Source organism: Pinisolibacter sp. DMC19, from assembly GCF_056313985.1.
The window spans coordinates 144,827-164,435 of sequence record NZ_JBQUZF010000006.1 but is presented as its reverse complement, the minus strand read 5'-3'; the positions used below and the strand labels follow the sequence as shown (position 1 = coordinate 164,435).

Annotated in this window: 17 protein-coding genes; 8 read left to right on the top strand and 9 right to left on the bottom strand. The window is 71.7% G+C overall.

Annotation, left to right across the window (positions count from 1 at the left end):
* Positions 1–61: 61 nt before the first annotated feature.
* Positions 62–721 (bottom strand): DUF4833 domain-containing protein, encoded by a 660-nt coding sequence (locus tag ACT53U_RS15710; protein ID WP_476156646.1) that lies wholly within the window; start codon positions 719–721, stop codon positions 62–64.
* A gap of 351 nt (positions 722–1,072) precedes the next feature.
* Here ACT53U_RS15710 and ACT53U_RS15705 point away from each other — a divergent pair, with 351 nt between their 5' ends.
* The 3 genes from ACT53U_RS15705 to ACT53U_RS15695 are packed head-to-tail and all read left to right on the top strand — an operon-like array spanning position 1,073 to position 3,881.
* Entirely contained in the window at positions 1,073–2,176 is a 1,104-nt protein-coding gene (locus ACT53U_RS15705; protein WP_476156644.1) for an inositol-3-phosphate synthase, read from the top strand.
* Positions 2,173–3,003, top strand: a complete 831-nt coding sequence (locus tag ACT53U_RS15700; RefSeq protein ID WP_476156642.1) for an SDR family oxidoreductase — start codon at positions 2,173–2,175, stop codon at positions 3,001–3,003. The genes ACT53U_RS15705 and ACT53U_RS15700 overlap by 4 nt, the downstream gene beginning before the upstream one ends.
* Complete coding sequence (locus ACT53U_RS15695) at positions 3,000–3,881, top strand: phosphatidate cytidylyltransferase (RefSeq protein WP_476156640.1); 882 nt, start codon at positions 3,000–3,002, stop codon at positions 3,879–3,881. Before ACT53U_RS15700 ends, ACT53U_RS15695 begins: the two co-directional genes overlap by 4 nt.
* Positions 3,882–3,884: 3 nt before the next feature.
* On the opposite strand, the gene ACT53U_RS15690 is transcribed toward ACT53U_RS15695, so the two are convergent.
* Entirely contained in the window at positions 3,885–4,388 is a 504-nt protein-coding gene (locus tag ACT53U_RS15690) for a phosphatidylglycerophosphatase A family protein (protein ID WP_476156639.1), read from the bottom strand.
* 108 nt (positions 4,389–4,496) lie between these two features.
* Here ACT53U_RS15690 and ACT53U_RS15685 point away from each other — a divergent pair, with 108 nt between their 5' ends.
* From ACT53U_RS15685 to ACT53U_RS15675, 3 genes are all read left to right on the top strand, one after another.
* Positions 4,497–5,639: an LptF/LptG family permease gene (locus ACT53U_RS15685; RefSeq protein WP_476156637.1), complete on the top strand. Its 1,143-nt coding sequence runs from the start codon at positions 4,497–4,499 to the stop codon at positions 5,637–5,639.
* Positions 5,636–6,820 (top strand): LptF/LptG family permease, encoded by a 1,185-nt coding sequence (locus ACT53U_RS15680; protein WP_476156635.1) that lies wholly within the window; start codon positions 5,636–5,638, stop codon positions 6,818–6,820. The genes ACT53U_RS15685 and ACT53U_RS15680 overlap by 4 nt, the downstream gene beginning before the upstream one ends.
* Before the next feature lie 73 nt (positions 6,821–6,893).
* Complete coding sequence (locus tag ACT53U_RS15675; RefSeq protein WP_476156633.1) at positions 6,894–7,694, top strand: hypothetical protein; 801 nt, start codon at positions 6,894–6,896, stop codon at positions 7,692–7,694.
* Between the two features lie 6 nt (positions 7,695–7,700).
* On the opposite strand, the gene ACT53U_RS15670 is transcribed toward ACT53U_RS15675, so the two are convergent.
* From ACT53U_RS15670 to ACT53U_RS15660, 3 genes are read right to left on the bottom strand one after another with little or no spacing between them, the layout of a single operon-like run.
* Positions 7,701–8,363, bottom strand: a complete 663-nt coding sequence (locus ACT53U_RS15670; RefSeq protein ID WP_476156631.1) for a CDP-alcohol phosphatidyltransferase family protein — start codon at positions 8,361–8,363, stop codon at positions 7,701–7,703.
* Entirely contained in the window at positions 8,360–10,000 is a 1,641-nt protein-coding gene (locus tag ACT53U_RS15665) for a xylulokinase (protein WP_476156628.1), read from the bottom strand. The genes ACT53U_RS15670 and ACT53U_RS15665 overlap by 4 nt, the downstream gene beginning before the upstream one ends.
* 31 nt (positions 10,001–10,031) lie before the next feature.
* Positions 10,032–11,228, bottom strand: a complete 1,197-nt coding sequence (locus ACT53U_RS15660) for an aminotransferase class I/II-fold pyridoxal phosphate-dependent enzyme (RefSeq protein WP_476156625.1) — start codon at positions 11,226–11,228, stop codon at positions 10,032–10,034.
* 341 nt (positions 11,229–11,569) lie between these two features.
* Here ACT53U_RS15660 and ACT53U_RS15655 point away from each other — a divergent pair, with 341 nt between their 5' ends.
* Positions 11,570–11,869, top strand: coding sequence for an acyl carrier protein (locus tag ACT53U_RS15655; protein ID WP_476156623.1), 300 nt, complete (start codon positions 11,570–11,572; stop codon positions 11,867–11,869).
* Positions 11,866–13,083, top strand: a complete 1,218-nt coding sequence (locus tag ACT53U_RS15650) for a beta-ketoacyl-[acyl-carrier-protein] synthase family protein (protein WP_476156620.1) — start codon at positions 11,866–11,868, stop codon at positions 13,081–13,083. The genes ACT53U_RS15655 and ACT53U_RS15650 overlap by 4 nt, the downstream gene beginning before the upstream one ends.
* 1 nt (position 13,084) lies before the next feature.
* On the opposite strand, the gene ACT53U_RS15645 is transcribed toward ACT53U_RS15650, so the two are convergent.
* The 4 genes from ACT53U_RS15645 to ACT53U_RS15630 all read right to left on the bottom strand — a co-directional run bounded on the left by ACT53U_RS15645 (position 13,085) and on the right by ACT53U_RS15630 (position 19,591).
* A complete protein-coding gene (locus tag ACT53U_RS15645) occupies positions 13,085–14,227 on the bottom strand; it encodes a glycosyltransferase family 4 protein (protein ID WP_476156618.1) in 1,143 nt (380 codons plus the stop codon).
* A gap of 39 nt (positions 14,228–14,266) precedes the next feature.
* Complete coding sequence (locus ACT53U_RS15640) at positions 14,267–15,274, bottom strand: Stealth CR1 domain-containing protein (protein WP_476156616.1); 1,008 nt, start codon at positions 15,272–15,274, stop codon at positions 14,267–14,269.
* A gap of 113 nt (positions 15,275–15,387) precedes the next feature.
* Positions 15,388–18,462 carry an efflux RND transporter permease subunit gene (locus tag ACT53U_RS15635; protein WP_476156614.1) on the bottom strand — a complete coding sequence of 1,025 codons (3,075 nt, stop codon included), beginning with the start codon at positions 18,460–18,462 and terminating at the stop codon, positions 15,388–15,390.
* 16 nt (positions 18,463–18,478) lie between these two features.
* Entirely contained in the window at positions 18,479–19,591 is a 1,113-nt protein-coding gene (locus ACT53U_RS15630) for an efflux RND transporter periplasmic adaptor subunit (RefSeq protein WP_476156613.1), read from the bottom strand.
* Positions 19,592–19,609 lie beyond the last annotated feature (18 nt).

Below are 19,609 nucleotides of genomic sequence, written 5' to 3'. Positions count from 1 at the left end.
GATCCCGCACCCGCACTGCTTATCGCCTCGGACGTGCCGAGGCGAGCCCTACGCCCGTCGATCAGCCGAAGACCAGACGTTCGCGACAGAAGCCCGTCTCGCCCTCGGTCACGGCATAGACGTCGACGTGGCGGATGGTCGGAATGAAGTGTCCGCGTTCGGCCTCGACCCAGACGTAGACCGGCCGGCGCGGCTTGCCGTCGATCTCGACGAGGATGCGCGGCTTGCCGTCGGGGCCACGGTCGAGGCGGCCCTTGCGCGACGACAGCGCGGCGACGTGGACGCTCCACACCCCGGCCGTCTCCGGCGTCGCCACCAGGCCGAAGGCGAAATGCCGCTCGAAGAAACTGAGTTCGCGGCGATGGCCGGCGGTGGCGAAGCGGCGCCAGAAGGTCTCGACCGGTTCGTCCGGGTCGAGCCGGCCGTCGGGCAGGCGGCGGGCGGCATAGACGATGGCGTTTGCGTCGATCGCGTGCTGGACGAAGAACAGCATGCCCTCGTCGGTCGGCACCGCCTGCGGCCGGCCGATCGGCAGGGCGGGAAACCGCGCGAACTCGGAGCGGATGTCGGGCAGGAAGATCGACTGCGCCGCCGCGGCGCGCGGCATTGCGGCCGTCGCCAGCACCGCCGATCCGAGGCCGAGGAGGTCGCGTCGGCTCGGCTCGCGCCGCCGCGCGGCTTGCTTCGATCCGGCGGCCGGCCGATCCGACGAGAAACCCATGGCGTCCGCGTTCCCTCTCGCTCGTCCTCGAGGGCGGTCACTGTCGGACCGAACCGCGGCGGACTCAAGTCCGGACGAGCCGCAGGGCAATTTCGACGGCAAATCGACCTCTAGGCCCATTTCCCGACTTCTTTCGCGCCCGACGGGTGGTTAGCATGCCCCCTCCCGCAGGCCCGCCGGTGCCGCGGCCCGTTTCGGGCCGAGACGCGGGCGGCGCGGGCGCCGCGCGGGACGAGACGCGGCGAAGTGAGACGGCGCGCGAGGGCCGTGCCGGAACGACGAAGAAGACGCCGGTCGACCGGTTCCGCCCACGACGGGCGAACGGGCCGACGAACGATGCCGAGGCCAAACATGTCACGGAAGATCCGCACTGCGATCGTCGGTCTGGGAAACTGCGCCAGCTCGCTCGTCCAGGGTGTCGCCTATTGCCGGGCGCTCGGCGACGACGCGATCGGGGTGCCCTTCCCCGTCCTCGCCGGCCGCAGGCCCGGCGACGTCGAGATCGTCGCCGCCTTCGACGTCGATGCCCGCAAGGTCGGTCGCGACCTGTCCGAGGCGATCTTCCAGGAACCGAACTGCACCAAGATCTTCCATCGCGACGTGCCGCCGGCGGGCTTCACCGTCCAGCGCGGCCCCGATCTCGACGGCGTCTCCGCCTTCATGCGCAACCAGATGCCGTCGCGCAGCTTCGTCCTGTCGGACGCCCCGGCGCTCGACAGGGCGACGATCGTCTCCACCCTGCGCGAGCGCGGCGTCGACGTGCTGATCAACTTCCTGCCGGTCGGTTCGCAGGCGGCGGTCGAGTTCTGGGCGACCTGCGCCATCGAGGCGGGCTGCGCCATGGTCAACGGCATCCCGGTGCTGATCGCCTCCGACCCGAAGTGGTCGGCGAAGTTCCGCGCCGCCGGCCTGCCGGTGCTCGGCGACGACTTCAAGGCGCAGATGGGCGCCACCATCGTCCACCGCACGCTGTCGCATCTCTTCGACATGCGCGGCGTCAAGATGGACCGGACCTATCAGCTGAACGTCGGCGGCAACACCGACTTCCTCAACATGATGGATCACGACCGGTTGCAGACCAAGCGTATGTCGAAGACCGAGGCGGTGCAGACCGCCATGCACGAGCGGCTCGACGATCAGCAGATCCGCATCGGCCCATCCGACTACGTGCCGTGGCTGAACGACAACAAGATCGCCTATGTCCGGCTCGAAGGCCGGCTCTTCGGCGGCGTGCCGATGGAGATCGAGGCGCGCGTCTCGGTCGAGGATTCGCCCAATGCCGCGGCGATGGCGCTGATCGCCATCCGTCTCGCCGACATCGCCCGCGAGCGTGGTCTTTCCGGCGACGTCGGCACCATCGCCTCGTTCCTGTTCAAGCATCCGCCGGTGCAGGTCGACGACGAGATCGGGCTCGCCAACATGCTCGACTTCGCCGACGGGCAGGACGGCGCTTGAGCGGCGGCGGCGAAACGACGCGGCGCGGGCCGGCGGTGATCACCGGCGGCTCGAGCGGCATCGGCCTCGCGGTCGCGCTCCGCCTCGCCCGTCGCGGTCATCCGGTGGCGCTCGTCGCCCGTCGCGAGGGCCTGCTCGACGAAGCCGCCGCGACCATCCGCGCCGCCGTTCCGGACGCCGTCGTCACCACCCATCCGCTCGACGTCGCCGATGCGACCATGCTCGCCACGGCGGTCGAGGGCGTCGCCGCCGAACACGGGCCGATCGCCTGGCTCGTCGCCGCCGCCGGCATCGTCGAGCCGGGGCTCTTCGTCGATCTGCCGCTCGAGGCCCATCGCCGGCAGATGGAGACCAACCATTTCGGCACGCTCGCCGCCATTCGGGCGGTGCTGCCGTCGATGCGGGCCGCCGGGAACGGGCGGATCGTCCTCGTCTCCTCCGGCGCCGGGCTCTTCGGCATCTGGGGCTATTCGGCCTATGCGCCGTCGAAATTCGCCGTGCGCGGCCTCGCCGAGGTGCTGCGGCTGGAGCTCGGTGCGATCGGCATCTCCGTCACCCTCGCCCTGCCGCCCGACACCGACACGCCGCAGCTCGCCGCCGAGCGGGCGAGCCGGCCGGCGGCGACCGAGGCGATCGCGGCCGGCGGCGGCGTCCGTTCCGCCGACGAGGTCGCCGCGGCGATCCTCGCCGGCGCCGATCGCGGCCGTTTCCTGGTCGCGCCGGGGGTGGCGCTCGGACTGCTCGCCCGTTTCCATTCGCCGATCGCGCCCGTCCTGCGGCAGTGGCAGCGCTTCGTGGTGCGCGCCGTCGAAAGGCGGCGGCGATGACGGGCACGCATCATCTGGCGCTGGTGGTCGTCGCCTTTCTCGTCTTCGCGCTCGTCGTGCTGGCGGCGCTGTCGGTCGTGCCGGCGACGGCCAAAGCCTCGCGCGGGCTGTGGCCGGTGATGATCTCCGAGATCGTCATCGTCGCCGTCGCGCTCCTGCTCGTGGTGCCGGGCGGCGTGTCGACCTGCCTCGGTATCGCGGCTCTGGCGGCGCGCTGCGGCTTCGAGGCGGCGACGGTCACCGTCGCGGGCGACGAAGCACGACCGCGGGCGCTCGCCTTCGGCGCGGCGCTGGCGGTCGCGGCCGTCCTCGCCGGCCTCTCCGGGGTCGGCGGCGTGATCGCGGGTGTCGTGCTGGCGATCGGCGCCGGCGTCGCGACGGGACGACTCGGCAGACCGGAAGGCCTCCGCGACGGGATCGTGCTCGCCTGCTTCCCCGCCCTGCCGCTGGTGCTCTTCGCCGCCGCGGCGACCGGGCCCGACGGCGGAGCGCGGCTGCTCCTCGCCTTCCTGCTGGTCGAGACCATGGACAGTGCCGCGGTGCTCGGCGGCCGGCTCTTCGGGCGGCACCCGGCCTTCCCGCGGCTCAGCCCGCGCAAGACGGTCGAGGGGCTGGCGGCCGGGGCGCTCGGCGTGGCGATCGCGGCGCTGGTGCTCGGCGTCGGCGTGCTCGGCTGGCCGGCGACGCGGATCGTCGTGGTGGCGCTCGCGGTGGCGGCGGCGACGGTGGCGGGCGATCTCGTCGCCTCCTGGGTCAAGCGGCGTGCCGGGGTGAAGGACTATCCGGCGATCCACCCGGTGCAGGGCGGGGTGCTCGACGTGGTCGATGCCTGGATCGTCGCGACGCCGGTGCTGGCGCTGGTCTCGCGCCTCGTGTGAGCCTCAGAGCGCGCCGAGGAGGCGGGCCGCGACATCGACCACCGCGATCGAGGCGATCGCCGCGGCGAGGTCGTCGGCCATCACGCCGAGGCCGCCGCGCAGCCCGTCCTGCACGGCGCGGATCGGCTGCGGCTTGACGATGTCGAAGAAGCGGAAGGCGACGAAGCCGGCGAGCCACCACGGCGGCGACGCAGGGATCGCGACGCAGACCAGCGCCATCGCCCAGGTCTCGTCGAAGACGATGCAGCCGGGGTCCTCGACGCCGAGGGCGCGGCCGGTGACGTCGGCCGCGCGCACGCCGACGACGAAACTCGCAGCGAAGATCGCCAGAAGCACCGGCCAGGGCAGCCCGACGAGGAACAGCGCCGGCAGCAGGCCGCCGGCCGCCCCGACCGTACCCGGCCAGCCGCGGGCGAGCCCGAGGCCGCCCGACAGCGACAGGGCATGCGCCGGGTGGGACCAGACGAAACGGAGCGTCGGTGCGAAAGCGGGACGACTGTCGGCCATGGGCACGATCAGATATGATTCGCCGCCCGGACACGAGTCCCGCGCGCCGCCTCGGCGGCATGCGCCGGCCGGGACGAGATGCGAACGGGGCGGGGAGGCGGCGGTCGGATGCTGCGGACTTTCGGTCGTCATCTCGTGCGGCGCAGCCTCGGGTCCATCGCCGCCACGCTCGCGCTGGTGATGGTGGTGTTTCTCGCCGAGCGGATGACCGGCTTCGTCGAGATGCTGATCGAACGCCGCGCGCCGCTCGGCAACCTGCCGCTGGTGCTCGCCCTGACCGCGCCGGAGATCATCGTCACCGCCATGCCGATCGCCGTGCTGATCGGCGCCCATCGCGCGCTGATGGAGGCCCGCGACGGCGGCGAGACCGTGGTCATGGCCGGCGCCGGGGTCGGGCCGTTCCGGATGATTTCCAGCCTCTTCGCGCTCGGTGCCGTCGCCGTCTTCGCCGCGATCGTCGCCGCCGGCTTCCTCGATCCGATGGGGCGGGCGGCGCGCGACCGGCTGTTCCTCGAGGCGGCGCACCGCATGGCGATGGACGCGGTCGAGGTCGGCCTGCCGCCCGACCGGATCGAGACGCTGCGGGGCTACACCTTCGTTTCACCCGCCTGGGGCTCGACCGGACGACGGCCGCTGCTGGTCTTTCCGCCGCGCGATGGCGACGGCGAGCGCGTCGTCGCGGCGGCCGACTACGATCTCCGGCCGATCGAGGAGACGCGCCGCTTCGCGCTGCGCCTCGACGACGTCACGGTGCTGGATCTGAAGCTGCCGCCGGCCGGAACGACGCCGCAGGCCGGATCGATCGGCGGTTCGGGCTATCGGCTCGGCACGGTGACGCGCGAGATCGATCTCGACGAGCCGCTGCGCGATCCCGTCCTCGCAGACCAGCCGCAGTACCGCACGCTGGTCGCGCGAGCGACCGGGACGGGCGGCGGGCGGCCCGACAACGGCCTGCGCGAGGCGGAGATCGTCGCCCGCGCCTTCCTGTCGCTGGTGGCGGTGCTGACCGCGGCGATCGCCGCCTCCTTCGCCGACGGGCGGCGGCGCTTCTTCGCGCTGCCGGCGGCGGGCGCGGCGATGGTGGTGTTCGACACCGGGCTGGTGCGCGTCGTCCGAGCCTTCCAGACCGCTTCGGCCGACGACAACCTGATGATCGGCGCGGCGGCGGTCGGCGCCCTCGCAGTCGTCCTCGCCGTCGCCGCCCTCCTGCGGCAGGGGGCGCTGGTGGCGCCGCGGGGAGGGCGATCGTGAGCCAGCGCGACGGTCTCTTCGACGTGCCGGCGCGGCGACGCTTCCGCCTCGGCCTCGGTCTGCCGGGCATCATCGCGCGGCAGGACTTCGTCGGGCTCGTCGTCTTCGTCGCGACGGTGCAGACGATCCTGCTGCTCGTCGCCATCTCGATCGATCTCGCCCGCTATTTCGATCAGGTGGCGGCCAAGGCGCCGGCCGACCTCGTCGGGCGGATCGGGCTCTTCGCCTGGTATCTCGGCCTCCGGATCGTCGACATGGTGACGCGGCTCCTGCCGATCGCCGTCTTCGTCGGCGTGCTCGCCTTCGAACTGTGGTCGATCGTGACGCAGCGGCGGGCGATCCACTGGGTCTCCGGCCGCCATCCGCTGCGTGTCCTCATGCCCGCCGCCGCCGTCGGCCTCGTCTTCGGCGCGCTGCAGTACCAGCTCCACGTCGACTGGCGGCCGCACGCGGTGCTGCGGCAGGCGGCCGATCGGCTCGGCGCCTACGGCGAGCGCTACGTGCGCGACACGATCCGCAAGGATGCCTGGATCATCACCGGCGACCGGCTTGTCCATGCCCATGTCCGCTTCGGACCGCCGGCCGAACTGATCGACGTCGACCTCTTCCGCCTCGACCGCGACGCCGGGGTACGCGAGATCCTGCGGGCGGCGCGGGCCGAGCCGACGGGCCTGCGCAATCTCTGGCGCTTCGACCGGGCGACGCGCTGGACGCGCGATCCCGAACGGCCGTCGGTGATGCGGATCTCGGCCGGCCCCGACCAGGAACTGGTGCCGATCCCGCTCGATCCGCGCGCCGTCACCTATCTCGGCCTGCCGGCGAAATACATTCCCGACGACGACCTGCGCGCCATGGTCGCCTCCGGCTCGACCATGCTGATCGGCCCCGATCATCGCGTCTGGCCCGAGGTCCGGCGCGCCGATGCGCTACTGCCGCTGGCGATGGCGCTCCTGGCGGCGAGCGTGTCGCTGCTGGCGGGGGCCTCGCGGCCGAGGCTCGGCCTGCTGATCGGCTGCGTCATGTCGGGCTACGTCGTCCACGTCGCCACCCGCGTCTTCGTCGTCGCCGGCGAGATGGGCAATCTCGATCCGGTCGCCGCCGCCTGGACGCCGGTCTCGGCGACCTTCGCCGCGGTCGTCGTCATCGCCGCGATCGGCGCACGGCGGGGCTGGCACGCCTGACCGCGACGGAAGGTCGATGGACTTCGGCCGGGGCCTCGTCCACTCTCCCGCCGTCATCGCAGCAGGGACGCGCATGAGCGGCGACCTCACCGACCCCACCTCCGTGGCGAACACCCCGACGGACCACGCGACGCGCGGCCGCCTCGCCGGGCTCGCGGCGCTCTCGGTTCTCGCGGTGCCGGCGATCGTCGCCCCGGCGATCGTCTGGGCGCGGATCGCCTGGCATGCCCGCCATCCGGGCGCCGACGCGACGCTCTATCCGACCATCAGCCGGGCGATCTCCGACCCGGCGATCGGCGAGCCCTTCGCCTTCTGGGTGACGCTCGCCGCGCTCCTGCTGTGGCCGGCGACCCACGGCATCCTGTGGATGCTCGCCGCCGAGCTGCCCGATCGGGCAGCGCTCGGGCCGGCGCGCCACCGACTGGCGCGGGGGCTCTTCGTCGCCATGTCGGTGTCCATGACCGCGACCTGCGTCGGCATGGTCGGGCTCGCCCGCTGGCGTCTCGGTGCGACGGCGGAGGACCACCGCATGCACATGATCGGGTCCTATGTCTTCTTCGCCGGACAGGCGACGACGATCTTCCTCTGCGCGGTCCATCACGCACTGGTCGGGCCGGCGCGGCGGGCGATCGGCGACGCCGGCTTCTTCACGGCACGGGCGCGGGCGCGGGGCGGCTTCGCCGTCGTCGCGGCGGCGGCGTTCTACGGCGTCGTCTTCCACGTCAAGGACGGCGACTTCGGCGCGGCGACGGGCTTTGTGATCTCGGCCTACGTCGAGCTCGAGACGGCGCTGATCATCGTCTTCCTCGCCTATCTCGCCTGCTATTTCGTCGATCTCCGACGCTTCCTCGCCCGCCGCCTCGGCGGCGCCTGAGGGCGATCACGCCGGATCATCGTCCCTGCGGGCGCGGGGCCCGAGCGGGTCTTCCGCGTCGGCGCGCGCCAGCATGGCCCAGGCACGGCGGGCCCGCTGCAGCGCCGTGACGTGGGTGAGGCCGGCGTAGATCCACAGACCGGCGACCAGCGCCGCCTGCTCCTGACCGAAGGCGCGGAACAGCGTGCCGGCGAGAATGGTCAGGCCGCAGAGGAAGAAGATCCGCTCCTGCCGTTCGAAGAGATCGGGCCAGCGGTCGTTGTCGATCGGGATCTCGACCGCGGTGCGGGCCTTGGCGTAGCTCGTCAGGAACGCGCCGGAGAGCCCGAGAATCGCCGCCCACCACGCGCCGGAGACCGCGCCGAGCGCCGCCATGACGGCGAGTTCCTGATAGCGGTCGACGACGGCGTCGAGCCAGCCGCCGCGGCGCGAGCGCAGGCCGGAGAGCCGTGCCACGGCGCCGTCGAGCGCGTCGAAGGCGAAGGCGAGCAGCAGCACCAGACCGAACACGGCGAGCGAACGGTGGAGGGGCAACAGGGCGACGTCGACGACGACCAGGACGAGGCCGGCGATCGTCACCTGATTGGGGGTCCAGCCGGCGTCGGCGATCGGCCGGGCGATGCGTTCCCACAAGGGGTCGATATGGGTCTTGAACAGGCCGTCGATCATCGCCCTTCCCTCTTCCAGCCGTCGATGCCGGCCTGACGTGCCGCCGACCAGCGGACGAGCCACCGGCCGGCGGCGTCGAATTCCCGCCGGCGCAGGGCGAGCAGGCCACGTTCGCGCGGGTCGGGGCGGTATTCGACCGCCGCGGCGCGGCTCGCGGCGCGGATGGCGGCGGCCGGATCCGGGTTCCAGCCGAGCGCCGGGGCGGCGAGGGCGGCGAGGCCGCGCAGGCCGGCGAAGCGTGGTTCGGCGCAGATCACGGTGCGTCCGGTCGCATCCGCCAGCGCCTGGGCGAAGACCGGGCTCTGGCCGACGCCGCCGACCAGCGGCAGCGGCGCGTCGCGGCGCACGCCCTTCTCGCGGCCGACGACGTCGAGCGCCCAGGCGAGATTGAGCACGGTGCCGTCGATCACGGCGCGGATCAGCGTCGGCCGGTCGTGGCCGAAGCGCAGGCCGAGGAAGGTGCCGCGCAGACGGTCGTCGTCGATCGGGCAGCGCTCGCCGGCGAGCCAGGGCAGGAACAGCGGATCGTCGTCGCCGCGCGGGCCGGCCTCGGCGAGCAGGGCGCCGATGTCCTCGTCCTTCTCGGCGGTCGGGCCGCCGAGCATGTCGCTCAGCCAGTGGAACGCGCCGCCGCAGGTCTCCTGCGTGGCGATCAGCAGCGGACGGAAGCCGAGCGGCGAAGTGATCGTCGCGTAGGAATGGCGGATGCTCACCCGCCGGTCGGGGAAGAAGCCGCCGACCCAGGAACTGGTGCCGGCGCAGACGTGCAGCTCGCCCGGCTCGACCGCGCCGGCGCCGAGCGCGGTGGCGGCGACGTCGCCGCAGCCGCCGATCACGGCTAAGCCGGCGGGAAGTCCCAGTTCGGCACTCGCCCGCGGCGTCAGGCCGCCGACGACGGCGCTGCCGTCGACGATCTCGGGCAGGCGGCCGACCGGCACGCCGACCATGCGGCAGAGCGTCGGCGACCAGCCCTCGCGGCCGGGACGGGTGTCCATCAGCCAGGTGAGATTGGCGGCATCCGCCGTCGTCGCCATGCGGCCGGTGGCGCGGTGGACGAGCCAGTCGCGGACGTCGAGCAACTTGTCGGTCGCCGCCCAGACCTCGGGCTCCTCGTTCCGCAGCCACAACATCTTGGAGGGCGGGTCCATGCCGTTCTTCGACGGGCCGCCGTTGGCGATGCGGAGCCAGGTCACGGCGCGCGGGATGTTGTAGCCGAAGAGCCGCGGGAAGCCGCGCACCAGCGTGCGGGTGACGTCGACGGCGCGCTTGTCGAGCCAGATGATCGCCGGCCGCAGCGGTTTGCCGGCCCGGTCGACGGCGACGACGCCGCACATCTGCGCCGCGAAGGCGAGGGCGCCGACGCGGTCGACGGCGTCCGGGTGCAGCGTGCGCAGCGTGGCGACGGCGCGCACCAGCGCCGACCACCAGTCGGCCGGGTTCTGCTCGGCCCGCATCGGCGCAGGGCGCGAAAGCGGATAGTCCTCGACGGTGACGGCGAGGAGCGCCAGATCGCGATCGAGGATGCCGACCTTGACGCCGCCGGTGCCGAAGTCCGCCGCCAGCACGCAGCCCGACGCAGCCGTGGCCTGTCGGCGATCCGCGCTCTCCGTCGTGTCTCCGGCGTCGCTCGGTTCCATGTCGCTCCCGTGCGGTCGAGGTCGAGGGCCGTCAGCCGAGCGGAGCGGCGAGGACGGCGATGGTGCGGTCGATGTCGGTCTGCGAATGGTCGGCCGACAGGAAGAAGCGGATGCGCGGGGCATCCTGCGGCACGCCGACCTGGATCACCGGCGGGGCGTAGATGCCGTGTGCGAGCAGAGAGGCGGCCCTCGCGAGCGTGGTGGGGAAGTCGGGGAAGACGATCGGCACGATGCCGCGGCCCATGGCGGCTCCGGTCTCGAGCCCGGCGGCGCGGGCGGCGGCGAGGAAGGCCTCGCTGACGGCGGCGAGGCGGGCGACGCGCTCGGGTTCGGCGCGCAGCACCGTCAGCGCGGCATGGGCGGAGGCGGTCACCGCCGGCGACAGGCCGACCGAATAGACGAAGCCCGGCAGGGTGAAGCGCAGCCACTCGATCGCCTGCCCATGGGCGCAGACGAAGCCGCCCGAGGCGGCCAGCGTCTTCGACAGGGTGCCGACGATCAGATCGACGCGGCGAGGATCGATGCCGTAATGCTCGCAGATGCCGCGGCCGGTGGCGCCGAGGACGCCGATCGAATGGGCCTCGTCGATCATCAGCCAGACGCCGTGGCGGTCGCGCAGCTCGACGAGGCGCGGCAGGTCGACCCAGTCGCCGTCCATGCTGTAGAGGCTCTCGACGGCGATCAGGCAGTTGCGGTGTCCGCTCCGCTCGCGGGTCAGGATCTCGTCGAGGTGGTCGAGATCGTTGTGGCGGAAGGTCCTGACCGTCGAACGCGTCGCCCGCGCCGCCATCATGATCGAGTTGTGGGCATATTCGTCGACGACGAGGAGATCGTCGCCGGCGAGCAGATGCGGGATCAGCGACAGGTTGGCGAGATAGCCCGAGACCAGCGTCAGCGCCGCGTCGGTGCCGACGAAGTCGGCGAGGTCGGCCTCGAAGGCGCGGTGGAAGAGGCGCTCGCCGCCGACCAGACGCGAACCGTTGACGCCGGTGCCCGCCGTCTCGATCGCCGCGACCGCGGCGGCGCGCACGGCGGGGTGCGCCGACAGGCCGAGATAGTCGTAGTTGCCGAAGGAGACGAAGTCGCCGCCGCGCGCCGCGACCGCCGCTTCGAGCGCGTCGACCCGGGCGAACCACGGATTGGCGTCGCCGAGCCCCTCGAGAAGAGCCTGGCCGGCGAGCCGGGACCTCCGCTTGACGAAGGATTCGAAGGGCGAGAGCGACGACATGATCACCCGAGAGGCTGACGAGAGGGCGGCCCGATCGTACGACGGCTTCGATCGCGAGCGGATGCTCCTTTCGGCGATGCCGGTCCGAGCACGCGCCACCGCGCGACGTCCCGACCGGCGCGCACAGTAGCGCTTTTGCAGCCTCCGGTCATCCCCGCGGGAGGTCCCGGACCGGTCGTCCCGACTTAGCCGTCATGCGGATTGTCCCCGACTTCCCTTCACGCTGCGTCGGGAACGTGATAGGCGGCAGAGAGGGCGAGAGCACGCGATGCCCGGCCCCGGCCGGACTTCCGCGATCGAGGGGCGGCCGCCGGCGGAGACCGGCTCCGAGAGGTGTGTTCATGTCGGACAATGCTGTCGAGCCGTCCGTCGCGGAGACGGGCAAGCGGTGGCCGGAGCTCGAAGCCCGGATCATCGGCTTCATCCAGACCGAAATCCAGGACAAGACCGCCGTACTGACCCGCGCGACCCGTCGCGACGAGGTCGTCATCGACTCGATCGACATCGTCAACGTCGTCTTCGCGGTCGAGGAGGCCTTCGACGTCGAGGTCAATCTCGCGGCGGATTCGAACTTCGACACGGTCGGCGAGCTCGTCGACACCCTGATCGCCTTCATCCCGGAAGGAAAGCGCGGCGCATGACGACGGATCGCGTGCTCGACGTCACCGGTCGCGGCATCGTCTCGGCCCTCGGCCAGACGGTCGAGACCTTCACGCAAGCGATCTTCGAAGGCCGCTCGGCGATCGGACCGATCGCCGATCTCGGCTTCGGCGTGCGTTTCCCCAACGGCGCACCGATTCGCGACTTCGTGCCGAGCGACCATTTCGACGACCGCTCGCTGGCGACGCTCGACCGCTTCGCGCAGTTCGCCACCGTCGCCGCCCGCGCCGCCTGGCGCGAAGCCGGCATCGGCACCGGCGACGTCGAACCCGACCGCATCGCCGTCGTCATCGGCACCGCCAACTCCGGCATCGACGTGCTCGACGAGGGCTTCCGCCGGCTGTTCAAGGCCAACGGCCGCATTCATCCGCTGACCATTCCGCAGACCATGGGCAGCGCCCCGGCGAGCCGCATCGCCCGCGAGATCGGCGCCCGCGGGCCGGTCTTCGGCGTCACCAGCGCCTGCGCCTCGGCGGCGCATGCGATGATGGTCGGCGCCTCGCTGATCCGCGGCGGGCTCGCCGACGTCGCCGTCGTCGGCGGCACGGACTCCTGCTATTCGGAAGGCTATCTCAAGGCCTGGGACGCGCTGCGCGTCGTCTCTTCCGACACCTGCCGGCCGTTCTCGACCGGACGGCGCGGCCTGATCGTCGGCGAGGGCTCGGGCATGCTGGTGATCGAACGGGCGGGACGCGCCGCGGCGCGCGGCGCGCGGCCTATCGCCCGCTTCCTCGGCGGCGGCATCAGCTCGGACGCCGGCGACATCGTCGCCCCCGATCCGACCGGCATGGCGCTCGCCATCCGCAAGGCGATCCTCGACGCCGGCATCGCGCCGGAGACGGTCGACTACATCAACGCCCACGGCACCGGCACCGCCGCCAACGACCGCTGCGAGGCCGCCGCCGTCCTCGACGTGTTCGGGGACCGCGGCCGCCGCCTGCCGATGTCGTCGACCAAGTCGATGGTCGGCCACGCCATGGGCGCGTCGGGGGCGCTCGAGGCGATCGCGACGATCGCCGCGCTGGAACATGCGATCATTCCGCCGACGATGAACTTCCTCGGCGCCGATCCCGACATCGACGTCGATCCGGTGGCCGACGCGGCGCGGCCGGCGGCAATCGGCGTCGCGCTGTCGGATTCCTTCGCCTTCGGCGGCCTCAACGTGTCGCTCGCCTTCGCCCGCGCCGATCTCTGAATCAGGACCGGGCCGCTCGCGCCATCGCCTGCTCGTAGACCGCGACGAGGCGAGGGCCGACGGCGCCGACGTCGAACGCCTCGACATGGGCGAGGCCCCAGGCCCGCAGCGCCGCGCGGCGGGCGGGATCGGCGAGGAGATCGCCCACCTTGGCCGCCAGCGCATCCGCGTCGCCGGGCGGCACCAGCAGGCTCGCCCCCTCCCCGGTCATGACCCCGGCATAACCTGGATTGGCGGCGGCGACGACCGGCGTGCCGGCGGCCAGCGCCTCGATCAGCACCAGACCGAAACTCTCGCCGAAGGGCGCCGGGGCGACCATCAGGTCGGCCTCGGCGACGAGCCGCCGGACGGTCGCGTCGTCGGGGGTCGGCACGATCGTCACCCGGCCGGGGCCGCGCGCGGCGAGCGCTTCGACCGCCGGCGCCAGTTCGCCACCGCCGGCGACCACCAGTTCGGGCGCGGAGCCCGCCGCCGCGCCGCGCGCGACGATCGTCGGCCAGGCGGCGATCAGCGCGTCGAGCCCCTTGCGCGCCTCGAAGCGGCCGAGAAACAGCAGCCGCGGCGGCGCCGAAGGATCGCGTGGGGCGACGTTGCGGCCGGCGTCGCGCCAGGGTGCGAGATCGATGGTCGGCGGCAGGATCGCGGTCGCACGGTCCGGCCGGCCGAGGCCCGGCAGGGCGGCGGCGGTCGACGAGGCGGCGACGACCGCGTCGGCACGGGCCGCCATGGCTCGGGCGATCGGCGTCAGCACCATGCGCAGCAGATGGTCGCCGGGCGGCAGCGTCGCGTGGAAGGTCGCGACCGTCGGCCGGCGGAAGGCCCGCCAGAGGCGGAGCGGCAAGAGCGGCACGAAAGGCGTGTGGAGATGGACGACGTCGATCGCGGCGACGTCGAGCGCCGCGGCGGTCGCGGCGATCTCGCGGCCCTCGACCCAGGTCACTTCGAACCGCGTGCCCGACAGCGAGACGCCGACCGAACGGCCGATCGGCCGGATCGGCGGGTCGTCGCTCTCGACGTCGGGGCGCGGCGAGACGATCGTCACGTCGTGGCCGCTCGCGCGCAGCCAGCGCGTCAGATCGCGGACATGCGACTGGACGCCGCCGCGGCGCGACATGGCATAGGGCGTGACCTGGAGAATGCGCATGGGGCCGACCGTTCCCGCCGGCGCGGGACCGGCTCATCCTTATAGGTCTTCCGCCTCGGTCCGACCACCGGCCGGCGCTCGGACGCCGTCGACCGGACCGAGGTGGCGGTCGAGGAGCCGGCGCATGCGGGTCTGCCAGCCGAGCGGGATGGTGTTGAGGCAGAGGGTGCGCGGCGACCACAAGGGCAACAGCGCCAGGCGCAGGCGGATCCAGAAGGCCATCGCCGGGCTCTCCTCGACATGGGCGAGCGAGAGATGCACGGCGCCGAAGGTGCGCACCGTGTCGGTCGGTCGGTCGCGTTCCTCGAAACTGTTGACCAGCGTCTGCCAGAACAGGCAGCGGTCGTCGTCGCGGAAACGGGTGGCGACGGCGTGGGCGAGCTCGTCCCCCATCTCGGCCCAGACCCGCTCGCAGGTCGATCGCCGCATGACGTGGAACGAGTGTTCCGGCAGGTGCACCCGGTCGAAGCCGCGGTCGAACAGCATCAGGGCGGTGCGGGCGGCGATGCGGGTGTGGCCGCGGTGGGTGGCGCGGTCGATCCGGGCGCGCCAGCGCGCGACGTGACGGCCGCGCAGGCTCAGCCGCCCGTCGGCGACGAAATGCGCCCGTGGCGTCGGGCGCCAGAAGAAGAAGTCGTCGTTGGCGTAGACGAAGATCTCCGACAGGCCCTCGATGCGATGGACGAAGGGCTCGATCGACGGGCTGGCGAAGGTCGGCAGGATCGCCTCGGGCAGGATGGCGGGATGCTCGACCACGCGGATCGTCGGGTCGCAGAGGTCGACCGGCGGCCTCTGACCGGGCGCGACGACGATCCAGATCGTGCGGATCCACGGCGCGAAGCGGCGGGCGGAGCGGACCGACCAGGCGATCTCGCCCATCTGGGCGTAGCGGGCGTCGTCGCCGGAAAGCTCGTCGTCGATCCGCGCCGCCTCGCGGCCGAGCCACGTGCGTTTCAGCGCGTGAAAGGCGGGATCGGCGCCGTCGACCCAGAGGTAGACGAGATCGATCGGCTCGGAGGTGGGGCAAGAGGGGTCGAACGCGCTCATGGGGCACTCGCGGCGGGCGCCGAAGATCGGCCGCCCGACACTGCCCGAGGCGCGCGCGCCGGACAAGAAGGGGTTCCCCGGCGCCGTCGTCGCGGACGGCGCCGGGGGAGGTCTCAGGCGTGCGCCGGAGCAGGAACCGGCGCCGGGGCCGGGACCTTGGCGCGGTCGGCGGCGATCATCATGTAGAACGCCGGCACGACGAAGAGCGTGAACAGCGTTCCGATCGCGAGGCCGGTGGCGATGACCAGACCCATGGCGAAGCGCGACATGGCGCCGGCGCCGGTGGCGGTGATCAGCGGCACGACGCCGAGCACCATCGCCGCCGTGGTCATCAGGATCGGCCGCAGGCGGATCGTCGCGGCGGCGACGATGGCGTCGTGCTTGGAGAGGCCGTGTTCCTGCTGCTCGTTGGCGAATTCCACCATCAGGATGCCGTGCTTCGAAATCAGGCCGATCAGCGTGATCAGACCGACCTGGGTGTAGATGTTGAGGCTGGCGCCACCGATCCCGATGAAGATGAAGATCAGCGCGCCGGCGATCGACATCGGCACCGAGACGAGGATGACGATCGGATCGCGGAAGCTCTCGAACTGCGCCGCCAGCGCCAGGAAGATGATCAGGATGGCGAAGAGGAAGGTCGTGACCATCCCGTTCGATTCCTGCACGAACTGGCGCGACGGGCCGGCGAAGTCGAGCGTGTAGCCCTGCGGCAGCACGCGGGCGGCGACCTCGCGCATCGTCGCCAGCGCCTCGCCGGTGGTGACGCCGGGATAGGCGACGCCGGAGATGGTGGCGGCGTTGATCTGCTGGAAGTGGTTGAGCGACTGCGGCACCACCTCGTCGATGACGCTCGCCACCGTGCGCAGCGGCACCATCGAGCCGTCGGCCACCCGGATCTGGGTGTCGAGGATCTGGTCGGCGGTCAGCCGGTAGCGCTGCATGATCTGCGGGATCACCTTGTAGGAGCGGCCGGCGAGCGAGAACCAGTTGACGTGGCCACCGCCGACCAGCGAGCCGAGGGCACCGCCGACGTCGGAGAGCTGGAGCCCGAGCTGGGCGGTCTTGTCGCGGTCGATGTGGACGCTCGCCTGCTTCTTGTCGATCTTCAGATCGTTGTCGAGGAAGATGAAGCGGCCGGAGGCGACCGCCTCCCGCAGAAACTGGGTGGAGACCTCGCCGAGACGGTCGAAGCCGTCGGGCGTGCCGATCACCGCCTGGATCGGCAGACCGTTGGCGCCGGGCAGCGAGGGCGGGTTGAAGGCGACGACCTTGAGGCCGGCGTTGGAATCGTAGAGCGCCTGGTCGCGCGCCTGGATCACGGCGCTGCCGTCCTTGCGCTTGTCCCAGGGCTTCAGCACGTGGCCGAACAGGGTCTGGCCGGTCAGGTCGATCTCGAAGACGGTCTCGGTCTCGGGGCGCGCGAGGAGCCCGTCGACGATCGGCTTGGAGAACATCTGGCGCTGCTCGAGCGTCGCGTTGGACGAGGTCGTGGCGATGCCGAGCAGGAAGCCCTGGTCCTCTTCCGGCGCGAGCTCGCTCTTCGAACCGACGTAGAGGAAGCCGATCGAGGTCAGCACCAGCGCGGCGAAGACGGCGACGACCGGGAGGTTGTCGATCGTACCGGAGAGCATGCGGCGATAGCGTTCGGTCACCCGGGTCATCACTGCGTCGATGATGTCGACCGCCTTGCGGTCGAAGCGGCCGAGCCGGTGGTGCGGCACCAGGATCTTGGAGCCGAGCATCGGCGTCAGCGTCAGGGCGACGATCGCCGAGATGGTGACGGCGCCGACCAGGGTGAAGGCGAATTCGACGAAGAGCGCGCCGGTGAGGCCGCCCTGGAAGCCGATCGGCACGTAGACCGCGATCAGCACCACGGTCATGACGATGATCGGCGCGGCGAGTTCGCGTGCCGCCGCGAAGGCGGCATCGAGCGGCGAGACGCCCTCGGCGAGATGGCGCTCGATGTTCTCGACCACGATGATGGCGTCGTCGACCACCAGACCGATCGCCAGCACCAGCGCCAGCAGGGTCAGGAGGTTGATGGAGAAGCCGAAGATCAGCATCATCGTGAAGGTGCCGATCAGCGACAGCGGGATCGCCACCACCGGGATCAGCACCGATCGCCACGAGCCGAGGAAGAGGAAGACGACCAGCGTCACGATGCCGAGCGCCTCGATCAGCGTCGTCACCACCTCGTGGATCGAGGCGTTCACGAACTCGGTCGAGTCGTAGAGGATCTCCGCCTCGAGGCCGGTCGGCAGCTGGGCGCGGACCGAGGGAAAGACGTCGCGGACGCCGGCGATGACGTCGAGCAGGTTGGCGGTCGGGGCGACCTGGATGCCGATGGCGATCGCCTGCTTGCCGCCGAAGGCCATGGCGGTGTCGTAGTCGTCGGCACCGAGCGAGACCTCGGCGACGTCCTTCAGGCGCACCACCGCGTCGCCGGACTGTTTCACCGCCAGTTCGCGGAACTCGGCGACCGAATGCAGCGACGTCGAGGCGGTCAGGTCGACCTGGATCATCTGGCCCTTGGTCGAGCCGACGCTGGCGATGTAGTCGTTGGCGGTCAGCGCCTTGGAGACGTCCGAGGCGGTCAGACGGTGGGCGGCGAGCCGGTCGGGATCGAGCCAGGCGCGCAGCGCGAACTTCTTGCCGCCGAGGATCTCGGCGGTCTGCACGCCCTCGACCGACTGCAGGCGCGGCTGGACGACGCGCACCAGATAGTCGGTGACCTGATTGGGCGCGAGCACGTCGGAGCGGAAGCCGATGTACATGGCGTCGATGGTCTGGCCGACCTTCAGCGTCAGGATCGGCTGCTGGCTGCCGTTGGGCAGCTGGTTCAGCACCGAGTTGACCTTGGCGTTGATCTCGGTCAGCGCCTTGCCGCTGTCCCAGTTGAGACGCAGGTTGACGGTGATGGTCGAGACGCCCGACACCGAGGTCGAGGTCATCGTGTCGATGCCGTTGGCCTGGGCGATGGCGCCTTCGAGCGGCGTCGTGACGAAGCCGGCGACGACGTCCGGATCGGCGCCCGGATAGACCGTCGTCACGGTGACGACGGCGTTCTGGGTGCGCGGATACTGCAGCACCGGCAACGAGAAGACGGCGCGCAGGCCGATCACGAGGATCAGCAGGCTGACCACCGTCGCCAGGACCGGCCGACGGATGAAGATGTCGGTGAAACGCATCGCGGACGTCCCTTCCTCACTTGTCGGCCGGGGTCGGCGCGGGATCCGTGGTCGGAACGACGGAATTCTCGATCTTCACCGACACGCCCTTGCGCAGCTTGGTCTGGCCGGCGGTGACGATGGTCTTGCCGGCCTCGAGGCCGTCGAGCACGGCGACGATGTCGCCGCGGGTCTCGCCGAGCTTGACGAAGACCGGCTCGACCTTGGCGGCGTCGCCCTTGCCCTCGACCACGTAGACGCTGTCGCCGTAGGGATTGGCGACGATCGCGGCGACCGGCACGGTGACGCGGTCGACCGGCGCACCGATGTCGATCGAGACGCGGGCGAACATGCCCGGCACCAGCCGCTCTTCCGGGTTGGCCAGCGTGGCGCGGACCTGGACGTTGCGGGTGGCGGTGTCGACCTTCGGGTTGATCGCGGTGATCTCGCCGACGAAGGTCTCGCTCGGCCAGGTGTCGACGCGGGCGGCGATCTTCTGCCCGACCGCCAGCTGCGACAGCGCCTGCTGCGGCAGGGTGAAGTCGACGTGGATCGGGTCGAGCGCCTGCAGCGTGACGATCGCCGTGCCGGCGGGCAGGAACTGGCCGAGGTCGGCGTTGCGGATGCCGAGCCGGCCGGCGAAGGGCGCGACGAGCGTCTTCTTGGCGAGCGCGGCGCGCTGGGCCTCGGCCTGGGCGCGGGCGTTCTTCAGGTTGGCGGCGTCGGAATCGACGGCGGCCTGGGCGACCGCCTTGATCTTCAGCTGCTCGGTGTCGCGATCGAGGTTGATCTGCGCCAGCCGGGCGGTCGCCTCGAGCGCCTCGAGCCGCGCCGCGTCGTCTTCCGACTTGAGCCGCAGCAGGACGCGACCGGCCTCGACCTTCTCACCGGAGGTGAAGGTGACCGTGTCGACGATGCCGGAGACCTCGAGGGCGAGGTCGGAGCCGTCCTTGGCCTTGAGCGTGCCGATCGCCGTCAGGCGTTCGACCCAGGGTTCGGTGCGGGCCTCGGCGGTGGCGACCGTCTGGCGCGGGTTGGCCATCGCGGCCATGGCCTGGGCGATCATCTTGCTCTTGAAGAGATCGAAGCCGACGAGGCCGGCGGCCACCAGACCGACGGCGAGCAGCATGAGGGTCATGCGCTTCCACATCACGACATCTCCGTCGTT